This is a genomic window from Sporosarcina ureilytica (genome assembly GCF_001753205.1).
In the GTDB taxonomy this organism is placed as follows: Bacteria; Bacillota; Bacilli; order Bacillales_A; family Planococcaceae; genus Sporosarcina; species Sporosarcina ureilytica.
On sequence record NZ_CP017560.1, the window covers coordinates 1050377 to 1069157 of the forward strand.

The 18781-nt window shown below is 39.2% G+C and carries 19 protein-coding genes; 15 read left to right on the top strand and 4 right to left on the bottom strand.

Annotated elements, in window-relative coordinates; translation table 11 throughout:
• Positions 1-3 precede the first annotated feature (3 nt).
• Positions 4-1200 carry a methionine adenosyltransferase gene (gene metK, locus BI350_RS05380; RefSeq protein WP_075527162.1) on the top strand — a complete coding sequence of 399 codons (1197 nt, stop codon included), beginning with the start codon at positions 4-6 and terminating at the stop codon, positions 1198-1200.
• A 281-nt stretch (positions 1201-1481) separates the two neighbouring features.
• On the top strand, positions 1482-2513 hold the full coding sequence (gene cax, locus BI350_RS05385; protein WP_075529243.1) for a calcium/proton exchanger: 1032 nt from the start codon (positions 1482-1484) through the stop codon (positions 2511-2513).
• A gap of 48 nt (positions 2514-2561) precedes the next feature.
• Here the strand turns inward: cax and BI350_RS05390 are convergent, their stop codons facing one another.
• Both BI350_RS05390 and BI350_RS05395 read right to left on the bottom strand, forming a co-directional pair.
• Positions 2562-2798 carry a hypothetical protein gene (locus BI350_RS05390; RefSeq protein ID WP_245698328.1) on the bottom strand — a complete coding sequence of 79 codons (237 nt, stop codon included), beginning with the start codon at positions 2796-2798 and terminating at the stop codon, positions 2562-2564.
• Between the two features lie 97 nt (positions 2799-2895).
• The gene (locus BI350_RS05395) at positions 2896-3408 is read right to left on the bottom strand and encodes a gamma carbonic anhydrase (protein ID WP_075527164.1); all 513 of its coding nucleotides are present in this window, start codon (positions 3406-3408) and stop codon (positions 2896-2898) included.
• 97 nt (positions 3409-3505) lie between these two features.
• On the opposite strand from BI350_RS05395, the gene BI350_RS05400 reads away from it, so the two are divergent.
• From BI350_RS05400 to BI350_RS05445, 10 genes are all read left to right on the top strand, one after another.
• Entirely contained in the window at positions 3506-4294 is a 789-nt protein-coding gene (locus BI350_RS05400; RefSeq protein ID WP_075527165.1) for an alpha/beta fold hydrolase, read from the top strand.
• A 10-nt stretch (positions 4295-4304) separates the two neighbouring features.
• Positions 4305-4802 (top strand): cupin domain-containing protein, encoded by a 498-nt coding sequence (locus tag BI350_RS05405; protein ID WP_211117173.1) that lies wholly within the window; start codon positions 4305-4307, stop codon positions 4800-4802.
• A 116-nt stretch (positions 4803-4918) separates the two neighbouring features.
• Positions 4919-5446: a signal peptidase I gene (lepB, locus tag BI350_RS05410; RefSeq protein WP_342672204.1), complete on the top strand. Its 528-nt coding sequence runs from the start codon at positions 4919-4921 to the stop codon at positions 5444-5446.
• A gap of 235 nt (positions 5447-5681) precedes the next feature.
• A complete protein-coding gene (gene tnpA, locus BI350_RS05415) occupies positions 5682-6086 on the top strand; it encodes an IS200/IS605 family transposase (RefSeq protein WP_075529244.1) in 405 nt (134 codons plus the stop codon).
• A 37-nt stretch (positions 6087-6123) separates the two neighbouring features.
• Complete coding sequence (locus BI350_RS05420; protein WP_075527168.1) at positions 6124-7470, top strand: RNA-guided endonuclease InsQ/TnpB family protein; 1347 nt, start codon at positions 6124-6126, stop codon at positions 7468-7470.
• A 360-nt stretch (positions 7471-7830) separates the two neighbouring features.
• Positions 7831-9981 carry an ATP-dependent helicase gene (locus tag BI350_RS05425; protein WP_075527169.1) on the top strand — a complete coding sequence of 717 codons (2151 nt, stop codon included), beginning with the start codon at positions 7831-7833 and terminating at the stop codon, positions 9979-9981.
• A gap of 3 nt (positions 9982-9984) precedes the next feature.
• Entirely contained in the window at positions 9985-10362 is a 378-nt protein-coding gene (locus BI350_RS05430; RefSeq protein WP_082294964.1) for a fluoride efflux transporter FluC, read from the top strand.
• On the top strand, positions 10335-10715 hold the full coding sequence (gene crcB, locus BI350_RS05435) for a fluoride efflux transporter CrcB (protein WP_155767477.1): 381 nt from the start codon (positions 10335-10337) through the stop codon (positions 10713-10715). The genes BI350_RS05430 and crcB overlap by 28 nt, the downstream gene beginning before the upstream one ends.
• Positions 10716-10822: 107 nt before the next feature.
• The gene (locus tag BI350_RS05440) at positions 10823-11557 is read left to right on the top strand and encodes a sulfite exporter TauE/SafE family protein (protein WP_075527172.1); all 735 of its coding nucleotides are present in this window, start codon (positions 10823-10825) and stop codon (positions 11555-11557) included.
• A gap of 202 nt (positions 11558-11759) precedes the next feature.
• A complete protein-coding gene (locus BI350_RS05445) occupies positions 11760-12737 on the top strand; it encodes a tRNA dihydrouridine synthase (RefSeq protein WP_075529245.1) in 978 nt (325 codons plus the stop codon).
• A gap of 118 nt (positions 12738-12855) precedes the next feature.
• Here BI350_RS05445 and BI350_RS05450 read toward each other — a convergent pair whose 3' ends face one another.
• Both BI350_RS05450 and BI350_RS05455 read right to left on the bottom strand, forming a co-directional pair.
• Positions 12856-13977 carry a TFIIB-type zinc ribbon-containing protein gene (locus BI350_RS05450; RefSeq protein ID WP_082294965.1) on the bottom strand — a complete coding sequence of 374 codons (1122 nt, stop codon included), beginning with the start codon at positions 13975-13977 and terminating at the stop codon, positions 12856-12858.
• Positions 13978-14019: 42 nt separating this feature from the next.
• Positions 14020-15168: an SPFH domain-containing protein gene (locus BI350_RS05455; protein WP_075527173.1), complete on the bottom strand. Its 1149-nt coding sequence runs from the start codon at positions 15166-15168 to the stop codon at positions 14020-14022.
• A gap of 264 nt (positions 15169-15432) precedes the next feature.
• Here BI350_RS05455 and BI350_RS05460 point away from each other — a divergent pair, with 264 nt between their 5' ends.
• The 3 genes from BI350_RS05460 (at position 15433) to nhaC (ending at position 18641) form a co-directional block, all read left to right on the top strand.
• A complete protein-coding gene (locus BI350_RS05460) occupies positions 15433-16011 on the top strand; it encodes a thermonuclease family protein (protein ID WP_075527174.1) in 579 nt (192 codons plus the stop codon).
• Positions 16012-16158: 147 nt separating this feature from the next.
• Complete coding sequence (locus tag BI350_RS05465; protein WP_075527175.1) at positions 16159-16779, top strand: DUF421 domain-containing protein; 621 nt, start codon at positions 16159-16161, stop codon at positions 16777-16779.
• Between the two features lie 473 nt (positions 16780-17252).
• Positions 17253-18641, top strand: a complete 1389-nt coding sequence (nhaC, locus tag BI350_RS05470) for a Na+/H+ antiporter NhaC (RefSeq protein ID WP_075527176.1) — start codon at positions 17253-17255, stop codon at positions 18639-18641.
• Positions 18642-18781: the final 140 nt, after the last annotated feature.

The following is an 18781-nucleotide window of genomic DNA, read 5'->3' on the forward strand; positions in this document are numbered from 1 at the left end:
ACAATGACAAATCGCCGACTGTTTACTTCAGAATCTGTAACAGAAGGTCATCCAGATAAAATGTGCGACCAAATTTCGGACGCAATTTTAGATGCCATTTTAGAAGAAGATCCAAATGCACGTGTTGCATGCGAAACAACAATTACGACAGGACTCGTACTTGTAGCGGGTGAAATTACAACGACAACCTATGTAGATATTCCAAAAGTTGTTCGTGAAACTGTAAAAGAAATCGGTTATACAAAAGCAAAATATGGTTTTGATTGGGAAACATCTGCTGTGTTAACGGCAATTGATGAGCAGTCAGCAGATATTGCAGCAGGTGTTGATCATGCACTTGAGGCACGTGAAGGTTCAATGTCGGATGAGGATATTGAAGCAATTGGCGCGGGCGATCAGGGGTTAATGTTCGGATATGCTTGTAATGAAACACCGGAACTCATGCCTTTACCAATTAGCTTATCGCATCAATTATCTCATAAATTAGCGTCTGTTCGTAAAACGGGACAACTTCCTTATTTACGTCCAGATGGAAAAACACAAGTAACAATTGAGTATGATGAAAATAATCAACCAGTTCGTATCGATACAATCGTACTTTCAACACAGCATGATCCAGATACGACGCTTGAACAAATTCAAGCTGATATGAAGAAATATGTCATTGAACCAATCGTCCCTGCAACATTAATTGACGATGAAACAAAATACTTCATTAACCCAACAGGTCGTTTCGTAATCGGTGGACCACAAGGGGATGTCGGATTAACAGGACGTAAAATTATTGTAGACACTTACGGTGGTTATGCGCGTCATGGTGGCGGTGCTTTCTCAGGTAAGGATGCAACGAAAGTTGACCGTTCTGCTTCTTATGCGGCACGTTATGTTGCAAAAAATATCGTAGCGGCAGGTTTAGCAGATGCTTGTGAAGTACAGCTTGCTTATGCAATTGGTGTTGCACAACCTGTTTCCATTGCAGTCGATACGTTTGGTACTGGAAAAGTTGAAGAAAACAAACTTGTTGAAGCGGTTCGCGAATTATTCGATCTCCGCCCGGCAGGCATTATAAAAATGTTAGATTTACGTCGTCCAATTTATCAAGACACAGCAGCTTATGGTCATTTTGGACGTACAGATGTTGAGTTCCCTTGGGAGAAGACAGATAAGGCGGAAGCGTTACAAAAACTTGTCAATGCATAAATGATAAAAAGCGGAGCAGTCCAACCAAGTTAAAGTGTAGACTTGGTTAGGTGCTCCGCTTTTTTGTAGAAAAGACTATTCAAAAATATCAATGCCTAAAATATCACCATTAGATAAATTAAGGAAAATTAAATCAGATGAAAAATATGTATAAATAGACCCTACATGAAGGTTGATGACTAAAAGAAATCTTTTAGGTTTTTTCTTTTCGCTTAAAGGGAAGGTTAGAGGGTATACCTATCTCCAAAGGAGGTTTTCCCTTGAATCGGATTTTTTCTTTCATGATTTTTGCCGGTGTCCCGCTTGTCATAATTGGTGCGCTTATGCATTGGTCTGCAATCCTTATGTTTATCCTTTGCTGTCTTACAATCATTGCGTTAGCAGGAGTTATCGGCAGGGCGACGGAAAGCTTAGCCATTGTGAGCGGTCCAAGAATCGGCGGTTTATTGAACGCTACTTTTGGAAATGCGGTCGAATTAATTATTTCGATTTTTACATTAAAGGCTGGAATGATTGGTATTGTGTTGGCTTCACTTACCGGTTCAGTGCTTGGTAACCTTTTATTAGTACTCGGGCTTTCCTTCTTCATGGGCGGAATTAAATATAAACGTCAAAATTTCAATATTCATGATGCCAAATATAATTCGGGGTTACTCATTTTCGCAATCATTGTAGCTTTTGTCATCCCGGAAATCTTTTCCATGACGATGGACCGTCCGACGACTATCAATTTGAGTATCGGTATTTCGATTATTTTAATCGCATTATATCTTGCGGGTTTATTATTTAAATTGGTCACGCACCGAGGGGTTTTTGACTCGGAGAAAACGGATGGGGGAGAAAAAGAAACACCTGAATGGACTAAAAGAAAGGCAATTATCATCTTAATTTTGTCGACTGTGGCGGTGGCTTTTGTTTCGGAGCAACTCGTTCATACATTTGAAACAATCGGTGAGCGATTTGGCTGGTCACAGTTATTTATCGGTATTATTATTGTCGCGATTGTTGGAAACGCGGCTGAGCACGCTTCTGCAATTACGATGGCGCTGAAAGATAAGATGGATGTATCAGTTGAAATTGCTGTAGGTTCTACACTTCAAGTTGCGATGTTCGTAACGCCTGTGCTGGTTCTTATCTCACTATTTATGCCAGAACCGATGGCGCTCGTTTTCACAATACCAGAACTAGTTGCGATGATTGCTGCATCACTTCTCGTGATTAACTTATGTAATGACGGTGAATCTAACTGGTTTGAAGGACTGCTTCTTTTCGCAGCATACATCATTATGGGAATTGGATTTTTCTTTCTTTAAAGCAAAATTAAAATCAGCCACTCTAGTTTATTAGAGAGGCTGAGTATATTATTTCGCTTTATTACGATTGACAACTAATGTAAGTCCATTTAAAAATAACGTACCGATAAGAAGAACTGCCGAAGCAAAGGCGACCGCACCAGTCGTATCCATCAAGGCAGACCAATCTTCAATCTCTACTAAATGATACTGATAAAAAATCTGTAAGCAAAGTGAAATCGCACAAGCACTCATGCTTATAATTGCAAGTAAGCCCCCATTTGCATTCTTTTTAATGCGCCTCATATGAACAAGTGGAAGGATCCAAGCGACTAGGCCAAGCACGAGACTGCCAACATTTAGCCAACGATTTTATTGCCGTATAGTCTCTCAATGTCATCTTTCACTTCTGCAAGCTCTTATAATACTGTCCTTTTTCTGCATACTCCCTAACAATTCTTTCCATATCTTTACGATCCGCATCATTCACTTCTCGGATGACCTTTGCTGGGGAACCCAAAGCCAGCGTGTGCGGCGGAATATTCATCCCAGGTGGTACAAGGGCGCCTGCGCCGATAAATGCACCTTCTCCAATTTCAGCGCCGTCTAAAATAATTGCCCCCATGCCAATCAGCGCACCTTTTTTAATTTTACAACTATGTAACGTGACTTGATGCCCGATAATTGCGTCATTTTCAATGATAAGTGGTTTATTTGGGCTTTGGTGAAGACAGCTTAAATCTTGAACGCTCACATTTTCACCGATGATGACTGGAGAAACGTCGCCGCGGATAACCGTGTTAAACCAAATGGAAGAATACGCCCCAATTGTGACATCTCCAGTAATGGTTGCATAGTCTGCGACAAATACGGTTGGATCGATTTGGGGCATTTTATCTTTGTATGGATAAATCATTGACTATTCCTCTCTTCTCTATATAGTATATAATCAATCTTAACAAAAAAAATGAGAAACGATATAGAAACTTTATATTTTGAAGGAGTGATGGTCCATGTGGAAATGGGAAGCAGAAGGACATCCAAAAGCAGTTGTTGCAATTATTCACAACGCGTACGAGCATCATAGTCGCTATGCGTGGTTTATTCAGAAACTAAGAAGCAGCAACTTTCATGTCGTCATGGGTGATTTACCGGGACACGGCATACAAGACGGCAGAACGATACATAATGAAAAATTCGATACATATGTCAATTATGTGAAGAAGTTATTAGATGTCGGCATAGTAGATGGGCTACCATTATTTGTGATTGGTCATGGGCTTGGCGCGACTTTAATGATGCGCATATTGCAGACTGAGGATATTGTCTGTGCTGGCGTTGTATTAAGTTCACCGTGGCTTGCACTAGAGCACCAACCAGCTAAGTTTTCAACAGTGTTGACGAAAATATCTTCATCGATGAAAATTAATCATAATATTGAAATAGAATTATTGACAAGAAATACGGATATTTATTTAGAAGCCAAAAATGATAAGCTTTACAGTTCAACGGTAACCGCAGGATGGTACCGGGAACTTCAACAATTTATGAAAGCAGTCCTACAGTATAATGGAACAATACATGATATACCTGTTCTTTTGCATACTGCAGGTGATGATAAAATCATTGATAGTCAAACTGCCAAGGCATGGTTGTTACGACAGCAATTAACCGAACTTCAATATAAAGAATGGCCAAGACTTTTTCATGACCTTCATCAAGAACCTGAACGTGAAGAAGTGTTTCTTTATACAGAGGCCTTTATGCATACGACGTTAAGGTCACTCGGTTATATCGTGTAAGGAGGAAAATATGATGCAAAAAGATGCGAATTACTTTATTGAACAATTAGCGCTCGAACAGCATCCAGAAGGCGGCTATTATAAAAGTACTTTTACAGCCGATGAAACAATCGATGCATTCGGCACAACGAGGAAATTATATACAAATATATACTTCTTATTGAAATCAGGGGAAGTTTCACATTTTCACCGATTAAAATCTGATGAAGTATGGTATTACCATGGCGGCAGTTCCTTAACAATTCATATCATCGATGAGGAAGGAAACTACCGTGAATTAAAATTAGGATTAAATTTAGACGCAGGAGAGCAGCCGCAAGCGATTGTACGTAAGAATAGTATTTTTGGTTCATCTGTTATGGACAAAGACACGTTTTCACTTGTCGGTTGTATGGTATCGCCTGGATTTGACTTTGAAGACTTTGAACTGTTTACCCAGAAAGAACTACTTGCGCTTTATCCGCAACATGAATCAATCATTCGAAAACTTGCCTATGAAAACTTGTAAATGACTCAAGTTAAATTATTTTTCGCATATGCTAATATAAATCCAAACATTCTGGCGAATACTTTGGACAAATATGTTAAAGTAAAATAAAAAATCTCAGGATGGTGGAGAGGCATTTGAGCGAAGGAACGAAGAAGGAAATCTTATCTTGGATGAAGTCTGCCGCAATTGCATTGGTACTTGCCATACTCATCCGTCAATTTCTATATACACCAGTAACAGTGTCTGGTCAGTCAATGGAGCCTACGTTTGAAAATGACAATAGAGTAGTGATCACGAAAATTCATTCAATTAATCGCTTTGATATGATTGTGTTTCATTCACCGATCTCAGATGAAAACTTTATTAAACGTGTAATCGGGCTTCCGGGGGATATTGTTGTGATGAAGGATGATCACTTGTACGTAAATGGAATAGAGTATGAAGAAAAGTATGTCCAAGCAAATAAAGATAAATTGTATGAAGGACATCGACTGACGGAAAACTTCGAAGTACGCGTCCCTACAGGACATTATTTCGTTCTCGGGGATAATCGACAATATAGCATGGATAGCCGAATGCTCGGGCCGATTGAAGAACAAGCCATCATTGGAAAAGTATCGTTTCGGATTTATCCTTTAAGTTCGATTGGTATTCCAAGGTAATCGATTATAATAATCCTTTACGACTATGTGAAGTAGAGGATTTTTTGCCGTTCTATCAATACCGGGCAGAGGTCACCTACCGAGTTGTGTTACGGTGCTTTAGCACCAACAATTCAGGAGGTGGTGAATGCCTGTTGGGCTGAATCAGCCAAAGTTTTTCATCCTTTCAAACGATGTTTAAGGCCTGAATTTAGGGGGATATGAACATCAGTGGAGGGGGATGGAAATAGCCAATATGAAAACAACATTGGATAAAAATAAACATTCAGCTTACCTTTTGTATTTTCATTTGGTTTTAGTTGTGAAATATCGAAGAAAAGCAATAGATGACGAGATTTCAGAATTCCTCAAATCCGAATTCTCTCGGTTAGGAGAGCCGCATGGCATTATACTAGGAGAATGGAATCATGACAATGACCATGTGCACATGATGTTCCGTTCAGTTCCAAATGTTGATATATCCAAAGTGATTATGAGTTACAAAAGTGTGAGTTCGCGCTTTGTAAAACAGAAATATCCTTGGATAAAACAGGTACTTTGGAAAAATGTGTTTTGGCCCCGCAGTTACTGTTTACTTACGACTGGTGGTGCGCCTATCGATACCATTCGAAAATACATTCAATCTCAACGTCAACAATGATTAAAAGATATCGATTCTACAAGGGAGGTGACCCCTGTTGATCAGAAAAACCAAACGAAAATGGCTTCGCAAAAAAGCGAAAAACAAAGACAATATCCAACACTTTACCCAAGTCCAACATCTCGGCGGACGTTCTTTGTCGGCGAAGGCATTTCGTACATTAAATCGAATGACGCATAGCACAAAAGCATTGCGGAATGTAGCATTATACACCTGGAAACAGTACTACAAGGAAAACGGTACAGCCCCTTCAACGAAAATTATTGACACGGCGATGAAAAAAGACATGAATTACTGGGGCGCTTCTGCCAATGCTGTCCAAGCCATTCGGCGAACGCTTTTAAGTGAGATTAAAAGTTTTTTCGAAGCGATGAAAGACTGGAAAATCAATCCAGACAAATATAAGAACTGCCCAAAGTTCCCTAACTACAGTAAATCAACAACTAAACGCATCATTGAACTTTACGAGCCCGGTAAAATAGACGAAGACGGCTTCTGGACAGTGCCGATGAACAAAGATTTCAAAGCCAAATTTGGCGAAGTGAACATAAAAATGCCGGCGAATTTACGCCATCAAAAAGTGACATACATCGAAATCGTGCCAAAGCATAATGGTCGGTTCTTTGAGGTCCATTACACCTACGAAATCCAAAAACCTCAAATGAAAAAAGCACCTACGACAACGAAAAAAGCTCTGAGCATTGATATCGGTGTAAATAATTTAATGGCGTGTGCGACGAACACGGGTGAAACATTCTTGATTGACGGCTTGAAACTCAAATCCATTAACCAATATTTCAATAAAGCCTTAAGCCGCCAACAAGAAAGCAATCTTGAAAATGGCCTTTCGAAGCGCATTGTCTCGAAAAAACAAGCGGCCCTTTGGACAAAACGCGCCCGTCAAATCAAAGGTTATTTCACACAAGCGATTGGCTTACTGTTCAAAAAAGCAAAAGCCTTGAATGTCGATACCATCATTGTCGGCATCAACAAAGGGTGGAAACAAAAATCCGCAATGGGCAAAAAGCACAACCAACAATTTGTCAGCATACCATTCAAACAGCTGCTTTCCGCGATCGAAAACAAATGCCTAAAAGAAGGCATTCGCTTTATCGAACAGGAAGAAAGTTATACCTCTGTCGCAAGTTTCCTAGACCGCGATAAGTTGCCCGTATACGGTGAAAAAAATAGCGCAGTCCATGTTTTCACAGGCAAACGGATGACACGTGGTTTGTATCGATCATCAATGGGGACTTGCCTAAACGCAGACATTAACGCTGCTTTAAACATTTTGCGAAAAACGGAAGTTATTTCGCTAGATGAAAATTTAAAGCCAATGATACCTAAAAGAATCGCTGTACAACAACGTAAATCCGTTGCTTAATTGCATCGGATAGTAGTGGGTGCGTCAGCCACCCGTGGTACTCGAAACCTTTGTTTTGGGACTTGTATCGTTCGTTGTTTAGAACGACGAACGTCCGCTCTGATTCGTCTGACGGCTTTAACCCGTTCGCGGGGGAGGGTGCAAGTGCGAAAAGGATCGTTCGTCCCAAGTAGCGACCAAAATATGACTTGAGGGGTTCCCTAAAGACCAGCCCATCAGAGCGTCACGTTCTGAAATTAGAACGCAGACCTAATGGGCAAACTCAAGCTACCTCTGAAAACGCAAAATCGAAGATTAGCGTTCAGGGGTAGTAGTTGACGTTAAATTAAAGGAACAAGGATTTGAAGGAGTTATTATGTGATGAATTTTTTTGAACGGAAAAAACTAGAGCTTGGGATTGAATTAAACGATGTGCAAAAGCAGGCTGTGCTTGAAACGGAAGGGCCGCTTCTGTTACTTGCATGTCCCGGTTCTGGAAAAACGACAACGATGATTATGCGCATTGGGTATTTAATTGAAGAGAAAAATGTATCCCCAAGACGGATTAAAGCAATCACATTCAGCCGTGCATCGGCCGCGGATATGAAGGCTCGCTTTACCCGCTTTTTCCCGGATATGCCAGCAGTTGATTTTTCAACCATCCATAGTTTGGCATTTACAATTACGCGGACTTATTTAGATAAGCTTGGAAAGCGTTATGAATTAATTGAAGGGCAAGGGATGCATCAGTTTAATAAACAATCATTGCTTAAACGGCTTTATAAGGACGTGTTAAAAGATGATTGTACAGATGATGAGCTTGCGACGCTTTCAACTTTTATTAGTTCGCTTAAGAATAAATTAATTCCAATGGATCAGTGGCGAACCGTTACGCAGCCTTTTCCGAAAGCCGGGGAAATCGCACAAAAGTATGAACAACAAAAAAACCGTCAAGCTGATTTTTTATATGTGGACTTTGACGATATGCTCGTGTTGGCTGAAGAAGCATTACGGACAGACGATGAACTAGCTGACCGATTTCGTGAACGTTATGATTATTTATTAACGGACGAGAGCCAAGATACGTCGCTTGTGCAACATATGATTGTAGAGCATCTTGTGGCTTATCATGGCAATCTATGTGTCGTGGCGGATGATGACCAATCAATTTATACGTGGCGCGGTGCAGATCCAACCTATTTACTCGAGTTTAAAAAAGTATATCCTGATGCCAAAATCCTTAAAATGGAACGAAATTACCGTTCCTCTAAAGAAATTGTGGAAACTTCAGCGACATTTATTAAGCGTAATCGGGAAAGATTTCAAAAAGAAATGTACACCAAAAATGAAAAGCATAAACCAATTCACCTAAAACAAGTTCGTGACCCGAAAGAGCAACTTGATTATGTCATTTATGAATTGCTGAATGAACAACATTTAAATGAAGTGGCGATTTTATTTAGAAATAATGCATCATCCACACTTTTCGTAAGTGAGTTACATCGACGCGGTATTCCATTTTATATGAAAGATGCCGATGACAGGTTTTTTAGCCATTGGATCATTGAAGATATTTTAAACTTTATGCGATTAAGTTTTAACGTAGAAAGAAAAGATATTTTCACGAAAATCATTATGAAGATGAATCTATTCGTTTCACGAAATATGGTCACTCAATTTGAAAAGGCACAGACGTCTGGGAATGTGTTTGATGCGTTTATTCGAACGGTGACACTTAAAAGTCGACAAGTAAAAAAGCTTCAAGCATATAAAAAAGGGTATGAGGTTATTCCAGAAATGCGGCCGATGCGCGTTATTCAGCTCATTCGAAACGATCTAGGGTATGAAGCCGCACTAAAAAGCCGTGCTGAAAAATTCGGTTATCGTTTCGATCATATGAGCGATATTTTAGATACACTCGAAAATATTGCGATGCCGCTTCGGACGATGGTAGAGTTTGCGGAACGATTAAAAGAATTGGAAGAAGCCGTGCAAAATGCGAAATTTAATCCGCCTGAAAATGCTGTGACGTTATCGACTTTCCATAGCGCAAAGGGATTAGAGTTCAGCAGAGTCTTTATGATTGATTTGCAAAAAGGAATTATCCCGTCTGAAGAAGATGAAAAAGACAATGCAACATTAGAAGAAGCGCGACGATTATTTTATGTGGGTATGACACGTGCAAAACAAAGGTTAGAACTATTATCCTACCGTGAAGATGATGGAAAGAAAAAGGAAGACTCGCGATTTTTGGATGAAGTGCGAGGCATTATAACGAAATCAGCCCCTAAAGTTGAAAGTAAAAGACAAGTGAAGTCAAACTCAGTAAAAAGTACTTCTGTCCGAATAAATCCAAAAGGCATTCAACATCGAAAAGAACTCATCGTCGGGGAAGAAGTTATTCATCGTGTATTCGGGAAAGGAACAATCCTATCATTTGAAGGGACAAGGCTTATGATACAGTTTAAGAAAGAACAAAAAGAGTTTGACCTTGAGACAATTTTACAATACGGCTTATTGGAACGGGTGTAAAAAATGAGGAAAGTCATGTTAGTCGGGATTGCAGGCATGTTCGGTGCCATTTTACGGACCGCTATCGGACAGTGGATGGGCGAGGGAAGTCATTTTCCAATCGCAACATTTACAGTGAATATGCTTGCTACTTGGTTACTTTGTTTCTTCGCTGCTGGCGTGTTGCAAAAAATCATTCATAATCAACAAATCATAGACGCCGTTACGGTTGGATTTCTTGGTGCTTTTTCAACGTTCTCGGCATTGAGTATGGAAACTGTTTTACTCGTTGAAAGCGGCCGTATTGTGCTTGCGATTTTATATGTCGGATTCAGTCTAGTTGGCGGAATTATGATTGGGCTGTTTGGCTTTTATTGTGGCAGAAAGCTGGTGGCGGCATGACGACTGTAGAAGTGCTTGTGATTGGGATAGGCGGTTTTATAGGAGCAGTCTTGCGTTTATTATTGTCCGACTTACTTAATCACAAAAGACGCATGCCAATCGGGACATTGCTCGTCAATTTGGCTGGCTCATTATTTATTGGCATTATTTTTGGACTTGGTCTTTCAAAAATGTGGACAATGTTTCTAGTCTCCGGCTTTGCAGGGGCATTAACAACGTTTTCTACTTTGCAGAAAGAAGTCATTGAACAATGGCAATCAGGGAGAAAAAAAGATGCCGTATATTATGTAATCCTTACATATGGCATTGGAATTATGCTTGCATATATTGGTTATTTTATTGTGAGCATATAAAAATTCTGCTAAGTGGTCAATGTATCTCTATATAAGGGAGGCTTTCCAAATTTTCCGGAAAGAGTTCTTGTTAGGATGCGATAGATGGGTAGAAACGAGGGGGATTTGTGGAATATGTTTTAATTTTTCTTATCGGTATTATTGCTACAACGCTAGGAACACTTGCGGGAGGCGGGGGACTAATCACTCTTCCTGCAATGTTATTGATGGGGCTTCCTATTCATTCGGCAATTGGGGCAAGTAAAGTGTCGAATACAGTAAGCTCCTTTTCAAGCTTTTATGTGTTGCTGCGTCGTAAAGAGATTACTTTAAAAGAGTCATTTTGGATTATTCCTGTAAGCCTTGGGGGCGGTTTGACCGGCGGATACATTGCATCGTTAATTTCTTCAGAAAATTTATACCGAGTAGCGATTTTTTTACTCGTAGCAGCATTTATCACATCATTTTTATCGAGAGGAAATTTTGCTGGCGATGAACCGCTGCGTTTATCGAAAGTGAGTGTTCCGGGACTCTATGGCATTGGGATTTATGACGGTTTGTTCGGACCCGGTCAGGCAACCCTGATGCTTTATTTATTTGCTCATCTAAATGTTGCTTATATCCGTGCAATTGGTTACGTACGGCTTGCAACATTCTCCAGCTGTTTCGGTGCGGCAATTAGTTATATATCTACAGGGAAAATCATTTGGCCAATGACGATTGCGTTGCTTTTAGGGTCGGTTACAGGTGCTCAAGCAGGGGTACGCATCGCACAGAGATTAAATCCGAAATACGTCAAGCCGATTCTTCGAATAATAACGATTGCGATTATCTTGCAGTTGCTAATCGAGAGTTATAAATGAAAATCGCATATTATGATGGGAAAGCAAAGTTAGTTACATACTGAAACGGCAATTAATAATCATGAAACGAAAATTAAAATATTGTAGGGATAAGTTAGGTAAGATCTTGTTTAAAATCTTAATTAATGCAAAGAAAACAGTACCACGCAAAGACCAAATTACGTTATACTATAAGAAGCATTTTTTAGGAAGGAAAGAAAAAATGAGTAATGATAATTTTTGGCTTGAATTACCGAAGCCGTTTTTTATATTAGCACCAATGGAAGATGTGACAGATGTTGTATTCCGTCACGTCATTGCAGAAGCTGGTCGACCTGATGTATTTTTCACTGAATTTGCGAATACCGCAAGTTATTGTCATCCGGAAGGAACAGAGAGCGTTCGAGGACGTTTAACATTTACAGAGGATGAACAACCGATTGTCGCACATATTTGGGGGGATAATCCGGAATATTTTAGGCAGATGAGTATCGGGATGAAAGAAATGGGCTTCCGCGGCATCGATATTAATATGGGCTGTCCCGTTCAAAATGTAGCTGCAAAAGGAAGAGGGGCAGGTTTAATTAACCATCCGGAAACTGCTGCAGAAATTATCCAAGCAGCAAAAGCGGGCGGATTACCTGTTAGTGTGAAAACGCGTCTTGGATACAATAAAATTGAAGAGTGGCGTGATTGGCTAACGCATATTTTAAAACAAGATATTGCGAACTTGTCGATTCATTTACGTACAAGAAAAGAAATGAGTAGTGTGCCCGCACATTGGGAACTCATTCCAGAGATTAAACAATTGCGAGATGAAATTGCACCCAATACATTGCTGACGATAAACGGCGACATTCCAGATCGTGCAAAAGGAATGGAATTAGTGGAGAAGTACGGTGTTGACGGTGTTATGATTGGACGAGGTGTCTTTACAAATCCGTTCGCATTTGAAAAAGAGCCGAAAGAACATAGTGTGAAAGAATATTTAGAGTTGCTATTATTACAACTCGAATTACATGATAAATACGATCAGGAAGTAGAACCTCGTTCATTTAAACCGCTTCTTCGTTTCTTTAAAATTTACATCCGCGGATTTAAAGGCGCAAGTGATTTAAGACATCGATTAATGAGTACGAAATCGACGGATGAGGTAAGGGGAATTTTACAACCGTATTTAGAAGCCGATTTGGATGAATGATATTGGGATGCTCCTGTATGACCCAATATTGACCATTTAAGACTGCGAAAAAAGTTAAAAGAAAGTCGTTTTTATCAATTTTGATAAAAACGACTTTCTTTTCGGTATAAGCAATCCGTTATAAAACATCCGAGAAAAACAATACAACTGCAATGATGGCGAGAATTACGGCGATTAAAATAGAAACTTTTACTATGCTAACAGGGGATTGTCCGCTAACTTTACCGGTTTGGCCGTTCACTAAAAAGCGATAGACTTTATTGTTAAATTGGAAAGAGGAAATCCAAATTGGCAATAAAATATGTTTGTACGTAATATCCCGATAGTCAGTAGAGACGTTGACGAGTTCTACAACATCACCATATTCTTGTCCATAAATACCGTCTTCAATACGGCTGTCAATGATTCTCTTTGCATCATGCCAACCTTCTTCTAGCGGAATGGAATACCTTTCTGCGAGGAAGCCAGATAAATACGCAGATTGATAGTCAACGAGGTCGTGCAGACGAAAAGGTTCGATTTTCGTAATGAGCCCACTCGCAACATTGCGAGAAGCTTTCACTAATACATCATCAAAAAATTCTTGATAACGACCATGTTCTGTCCGCCACCTAATTTTTCTTACCTGTTCTGTCACTTGTTTCGGTTTGCCGTCTTCCATGACGGTCCGCGTGACGGTCACATAATAATACGTACCAATTCGTACCGTGTACGAGGAATTTGTTTGAGAATCGAATGTCCAATATGGAATATAAGCGCCCGAAAGCTTCTTTAATTCATAGGATTGGCTCAGTTTCGAAGGGGCAAAATATCTTTTTTTCATCCATGCTTTAAACTTTTCAAGCGCTTCATCTTTTGAAATTTGAAAAGGGATGACGAGCGCAGGTTTGATCCCTGCATGATGGTCGCTCAAGGAAATATGAGACGAACCGCAAAATGAGCAAAAATCAGCCACTTTGTCTTTGTCCAAAACGGATTCAGCACCACAGTTTTGACAGCTGAATACTCTCTTTTCATCATCCCAACTATGGTCATGTTCTTCTAATGCTTGCAAAAAGTCATGTTCAATTGTATTCTCTCGTGTCTTTTCAATTTCTTTTTCAGTTCCGCAAAATGGACATTTCAGCGTACCTGTGGAAGGTTCATAAACGGTATTACCACCGCAAGAAGCACATTGAGTCACCTCGGTTTGCTCTGTGACAATTGTTTCTGGCTGTCCATTTTTTTCTACTTCATTCACAAACTCCCCTCATTTCACTAGGTCTCTCTTTATCCACTTATGTTAAAGACTTTCTCCGCAGTCTCCACAAAATTTAGCGTTTGGCCCATTAGAAGAACCACAACCTTCGCAAACTTTTTCCGTTACTTGTTTTGTTCCACATTCCCCGCAAAACTTTGCATCTTTATTAACAGGCGTTTCACAGTTTATACAAGGTGTTTTTTCTGTTTGAACGGATTTACCACATTCTCCACAAAATTTTGCCGTGGCATTGATTTTAGCATCGCAATGTGGGCAATTAATTTTATTTGCGTGTGGTTGTGAAGTTACAGGTTCATTTACTTGTTGTTGATTTCCAGAAAGCGCATTTGTCATCATACCACCAAGTGCCGCACCTGCACCGAGTCCCGCGCCTGCACCGGCAAGTCCGCCGCCTTCGTTTTGGGCTGCATCTCGAAGCGCTTCGGCTGCTTGGTACTGTTGATATTGTCCAAGATTACCAAGAACGCCCATCGATGTACGCTTATCCATCGCTTCTTCAACTTCTTTTGGCAGAGATAAGTTTTCAATGTAAAGAGACGTGATTTCAAAGCCAAATGCATTGAAACGTTCTTGCATTTTCTCTTTACCTTGCGTGCTAAGTTCATCATAATACATGGCCAAATCTAAGGCTGCAATCTGTGATTCTGCAAAAAGATCGGTTAACCCTGATAAAATCATCTTTTTCAAATGATTTTCTATACTACTCGTGTCATAGGAACTGCTCGTACCGAAAAGTTCTTTTAAGAAAGTAGTCGGTTCAGAAACACGGTACGAATAAATACCATAACCACGTAATCGAATCATGCCAAACTCAGGGTCACGCATCATGATTGGATTGGACGTTCCCCATTTTTGGTTAATAAATTGTTTTGTATTGACGAAATAAACATCTGCTTTAAACGGGGAATTAAAACCGTGCTTCCACGATTTTAGTTTTGTTAAAATCGGCATGTTTTGTGTCCATAATTGATAGCGCCCTGGGCCAAAAATATCCGCAATTTCACCTTCATTAACGAAAATAGCGACTTGAGATTCCCTGACTGTTAATTCTGCACCCATTTTAATTTCATTGTTGTGTACTGGAAACTTGTAAACCATTGTATTTGAAGTGTTATCTGTCCATTCAATGACTTCGATAAATTGACTTTTAAAAAATCCAAACAAACCCATTTTGAAAACCTCCTAATTGTTATGTATCGTGAAAAATGTATTACGATTGCTATTCGCTGTATGTTAGGCAGAAAATCCTATTGTTAAGTATATAATATACGTTCTACGAATGACAAAGTTTCATTTAGATTGACATAATTTACTAAGGAGATAGATGACAACAAATTGGGAGTGTTGTTTCTGACATTGTAAAATAGGGAGTAGCATCTCTCTTGGAATTTAGTTAGTATAGTTAGGTAGTTAATTTTCGGGAGGAAAATATAGATGAATCATAAAAATAATACGGAAAAAAGTCGGAAAGGAAAAAGAAGTTTAACCTCTATCCTAGCGATGATTGTCATAGCAGCAGTTATTTATTTTTTTAATTTAGAAGACATTGATGAGGTTGATAGGACTGGGTTTATTCCGGTTGAACTTGTCCATACGATAGATGGGGACACGATAAAAATCCTATACGAAGGCAAAGAGCAAAACGTCCGCTATTTACTCATTGATACGCCTGAATTAGATCATAAGCAATCTAACCATCAACCATTTGCGGAAGAAGCGACGAAACGCAATGACGAATTGTTGAGAAGTGGAAATGTTGAAATTGAATTTGATGTTGGGGATAGCGAAGATAAGTATGGACGTCTGCTGGCGTATGTTTATGTTGATGGAGAAAGTGTGCAACAAACATTGTTGGAGGAAGGATTGGCTAGGGTCGCTTATATTTATGAGCCAAATACGAAACATTTAAGTTCATTTAAAGAAGCTGAGGACAAGGCGGAAAATGATGGTTTAGGTGTTTGGTCGATTGAAGGCTATGTGACGAATCGTGGTTTTAAATCTGTTGCAAATTGAAATTCACGTTCCTGTGATAGAAACTATGGTGAAAGTTTAAAATCTTGATTGTTTGTGACTTAATTCGATAGGACAATTAATTGTATTTAATAAACTGAGGAATATCATCCACACTAAACGTATGAACTTTAGAATGGAGATGTTTCTATGGACCTCGCTTGGATATGGAAATCGATATTAATTGTTGTAGGCGGAACATTATTATTAAGAGTAGCTGGAAGAAAGTCCATTTCTCAAATGACACTTGCTCAAACGGTTATTATGGTTGGAATAGGTTCTTTATTAATTCAACCTCTTGCTGGAAAGAATATTTGGACCACTCTTGCAGTAGGAGGTATACTTGTTATTACCCTTATCATTATGGAGTATGCCCAAGTGAAATCAGATAAAATCGAACAATTCATTACGGGAAAATCAAAAATACTCATTGAGAATGGGAAAATTAATGAGAAGAATTTGAAGAAAATGCGTTTTACGGTAGACCAAATGGAAATGAAATTACGTCAACAAAATGTAACCTCTATTGAGAAGGTAAAATGGGCAACATTAGAGCCAAATGGACAAGTTGGTTTTGAATTAAAATCAGACGATCAGCCTGCCACGAAAAAAGACATTCAATCACTGCAAAAAGATATCGACCAAATCGCTCGAGCGTTGAATGTAACGAACCAGAAGACTCCTTACCCTCAAGATTCCAATCAGCATGATATCTTTTCTGAAATTGCCAAAAAAGAACACAACGACGAACCACCTAAGCATTTACAATAGACAGTGTAAGTTTTATCATATGATTTATTTAAATCTATTTTAACTGAAGAAAGATTCGGAAGGCGGAGAGCCTAATGTTATAGCACTCAAAGCATCTTCTTCGCAGCCATATTTTGAGATGCTTCATCATTTACGAATCCAAAAACATAAAAAAAGATTGACATCTGCTTTGAACATGATAATATTCAATTCAATCAGATGTTAAGATACTAAATGAAAAATGAATCAACTATATAATTATGAGAAGACGATGAAGTAGTCTATTTGTGGGCAGTATTTAAGAGACTGGACGGTTGGTGAAAGTTCAGGCAGCAAATAAGGTGAATTACGCCGTCTGTTTGTCTCATCACACAATGAAGTGGATGGCTAATTATTTGGCTAATCAATTAGGGTGGTAACGCGGAGAACTCTTCGTCCCTTGTTCAAGGGATTGAAGGGTTTTTTTGTTTCAGCAAAAAAGGAGAGTGTTCACTATGTTACGTACTAAATCAGTCATCACCCCCACGTTTATGGAAGCATTTTTATTAGTTCTCGTCATTGTCGGAACGATTAGTATAAGTCTTGTTAAATTCGATGCTGTTCCGCATATTCCAATTTTATTATCGGTATTGCTGCTCATTATTTATGGACTAGTGAAGAAAGTAACATACAAAGTAGTTGAAAGTGGCTTAGTAGAAGGGGCAGGCGCTGGGATGGCAGCAGTGTTTTTATTTTTCTTCATAGGCATTTTGGTAAGTAGTTGGATTATGAGTGGAACGATTCCGACGCTTATTTATGCAGGGTTTAACATTGTGACGCCCACTTACTTCTTTGCAATTGTTTTTATCGTTACGGCAATTGTCGGCATGTCGGTTGGGAGTTCATTAACGACTGTTGCAACCATTGGCGTGGCGTTTATTGGGATGGCGACGGTGCTTGACGTTTCTCTTCCAATTGCAGCAGGCGCGATTGTATCCGGGGCATTTTTTGGAGATAAAATGTCGCCGCTCTCTGATACGACGAACTTAGCTTCTTCAATCGTTGGCGTGGATTTATTTGAACATATTCGGAATATGGGCTGGACGACAATTCCAGCATTCTTGATTACGCTCATCATATTTGGTTTTTTATCACCAAATGTAACGAGTGTAGATGTCGAAAAGATTACAAGTTTCCAAGATGGATTAATACAAACAGGAATGATTCACTGGTATACCATCATTCCGATCATTGTTTTATTTGGGTTAACAATGTTGAAAATCCCAGCGATGATGACACTTGCGGCAAGTTCATTTAGTGCAATTCTAATTACTTATTTTCATCATACCTATTCAGTAGGTGAAGTTTTTTCAATCATGTTTGGTGGGTTTTTATCCGAAACAGGGATTGAAGAAATCGATGCGCTATTAACGCGCGGTGGAATGGAAAGTATGATGTTTACCGTTTCCTTAGTTTTACTAGCACTTAGTATGGGCGGTTTATTGTTCAAACTGGGCATTGTCCAATGTCTGCTAGCAAAAGTAGAAAGTGTATTACGTAAAGTATCTTCTGTGATCGCAGCTTCAGCATTAACGGCGATTAGTATTAATATTTTGATTGGTGAACAGTATTTATCCATTTTATTAACAGGACAAGCTTTTCAAAACCAATATGAAAAAGTTGGATTGGCTGGAAAGAATTTAAGTCGTGTTATGGAAGACGCTGGAACTGTTGTGAATCCATTAGTGCCGTGGAGCGTTTGTGGAATCTTTATTACAAAAATGCTTGGCGTATCGACGCTTGACTATTTACCATTTGCTTTCTTTTGTTTATTATCACCAATTTTAACTGTATTGTTTGGCTATTTAGGGAAAACGTTAACGTTTCAAAAAGTAGTGAAGTAAGGTGAAATTGGGACGGGTTTTGTGAATGAAGTAATCAAGGCCGCATCAAAAAGTTTAAAAGAATAAAAAATTCGTCAAATGCTTACACGCTAACTTTTCATTGGCCGTGTAGGCATTTTTATTTCATCTATCTGGGGAAT

Bases quoted from the DNA above. Each gene is read 5' to 3' on its own strand.
- BI350_RS05445 (WP_075529245.1), top strand. From the start codon at position 11,760: ATGAGTAATGATAATTTTTGGCTTGAATTACCGAAGCCGTTTTTTATA.
- BI350_RS05455 (WP_075527173.1), bottom strand. From the start codon at position 15,168: ATGGGTTTGTTTGGATTTTTTAAAAGTCAATTTATCGAAGTCATTGAA.
- cax (WP_075529243.1), top strand. From the start codon at position 1,482: ATGATTTTTGCCGGTGTCCCGCTTGTCATAATTGGTGCGCTTATGCAT.
- BI350_RS05390 (WP_245698328.1), bottom strand. From the start codon at position 2,798: ATGAGGCGCATTAAAAAGAATGCAAATGGGGGCTTACTTGCAATTATA.
- BI350_RS05400 (WP_075527165.1), top strand. From the start codon at position 3,506: ATGTGGAAATGGGAAGCAGAAGGACATCCAAAAGCAGTTGTTGCAATT.
- BI350_RS05430 (WP_082294964.1), top strand. From the start codon at position 9,985: ATGAGGAAAGTCATGTTAGTCGGGATTGCAGGCATGTTCGGTGCCATT.
- BI350_RS05395 (WP_075527164.1), bottom strand. From the start codon at position 3,408: ATGATTTATCCATACAAAGATAAAATGCCCCAAATCGATCCAACCGTA.
- metK (WP_075527162.1), top strand. From the start codon at position 4: ATGACAAATCGCCGACTGTTTACTTCAGAATCTGTAACAGAAGGTCAT.
- BI350_RS05460 (WP_075527174.1), top strand. From the start codon at position 15,433: ATGAATCATAAAAATAATACGGAAAAAAGTCGGAAAGGAAAAAGAAGT.
- BI350_RS05465 (WP_075527175.1), top strand. From the start codon at position 16,159: ATGGACCTCGCTTGGATATGGAAATCGATATTAATTGTTGTAGGCGGA.
- BI350_RS05425 (WP_075527169.1), top strand. From the start codon at position 7,831: ATGAATTTTTTTGAACGGAAAAAACTAGAGCTTGGGATTGAATTAAAC.
- tnpA (WP_075529244.1), top strand. From the start codon at position 5,682: ATGAAAACAACATTGGATAAAAATAAACATTCAGCTTACCTTTTGTAT.
- nhaC (WP_075527176.1), top strand. From the start codon at position 17,253: ATGTTACGTACTAAATCAGTCATCACCCCCACGTTTATGGAAGCATTT.
- BI350_RS05405 (WP_211117173.1), top strand. From the start codon at position 4,305: ATGATGCAAAAAGATGCGAATTACTTTATTGAACAATTAGCGCTCGAA.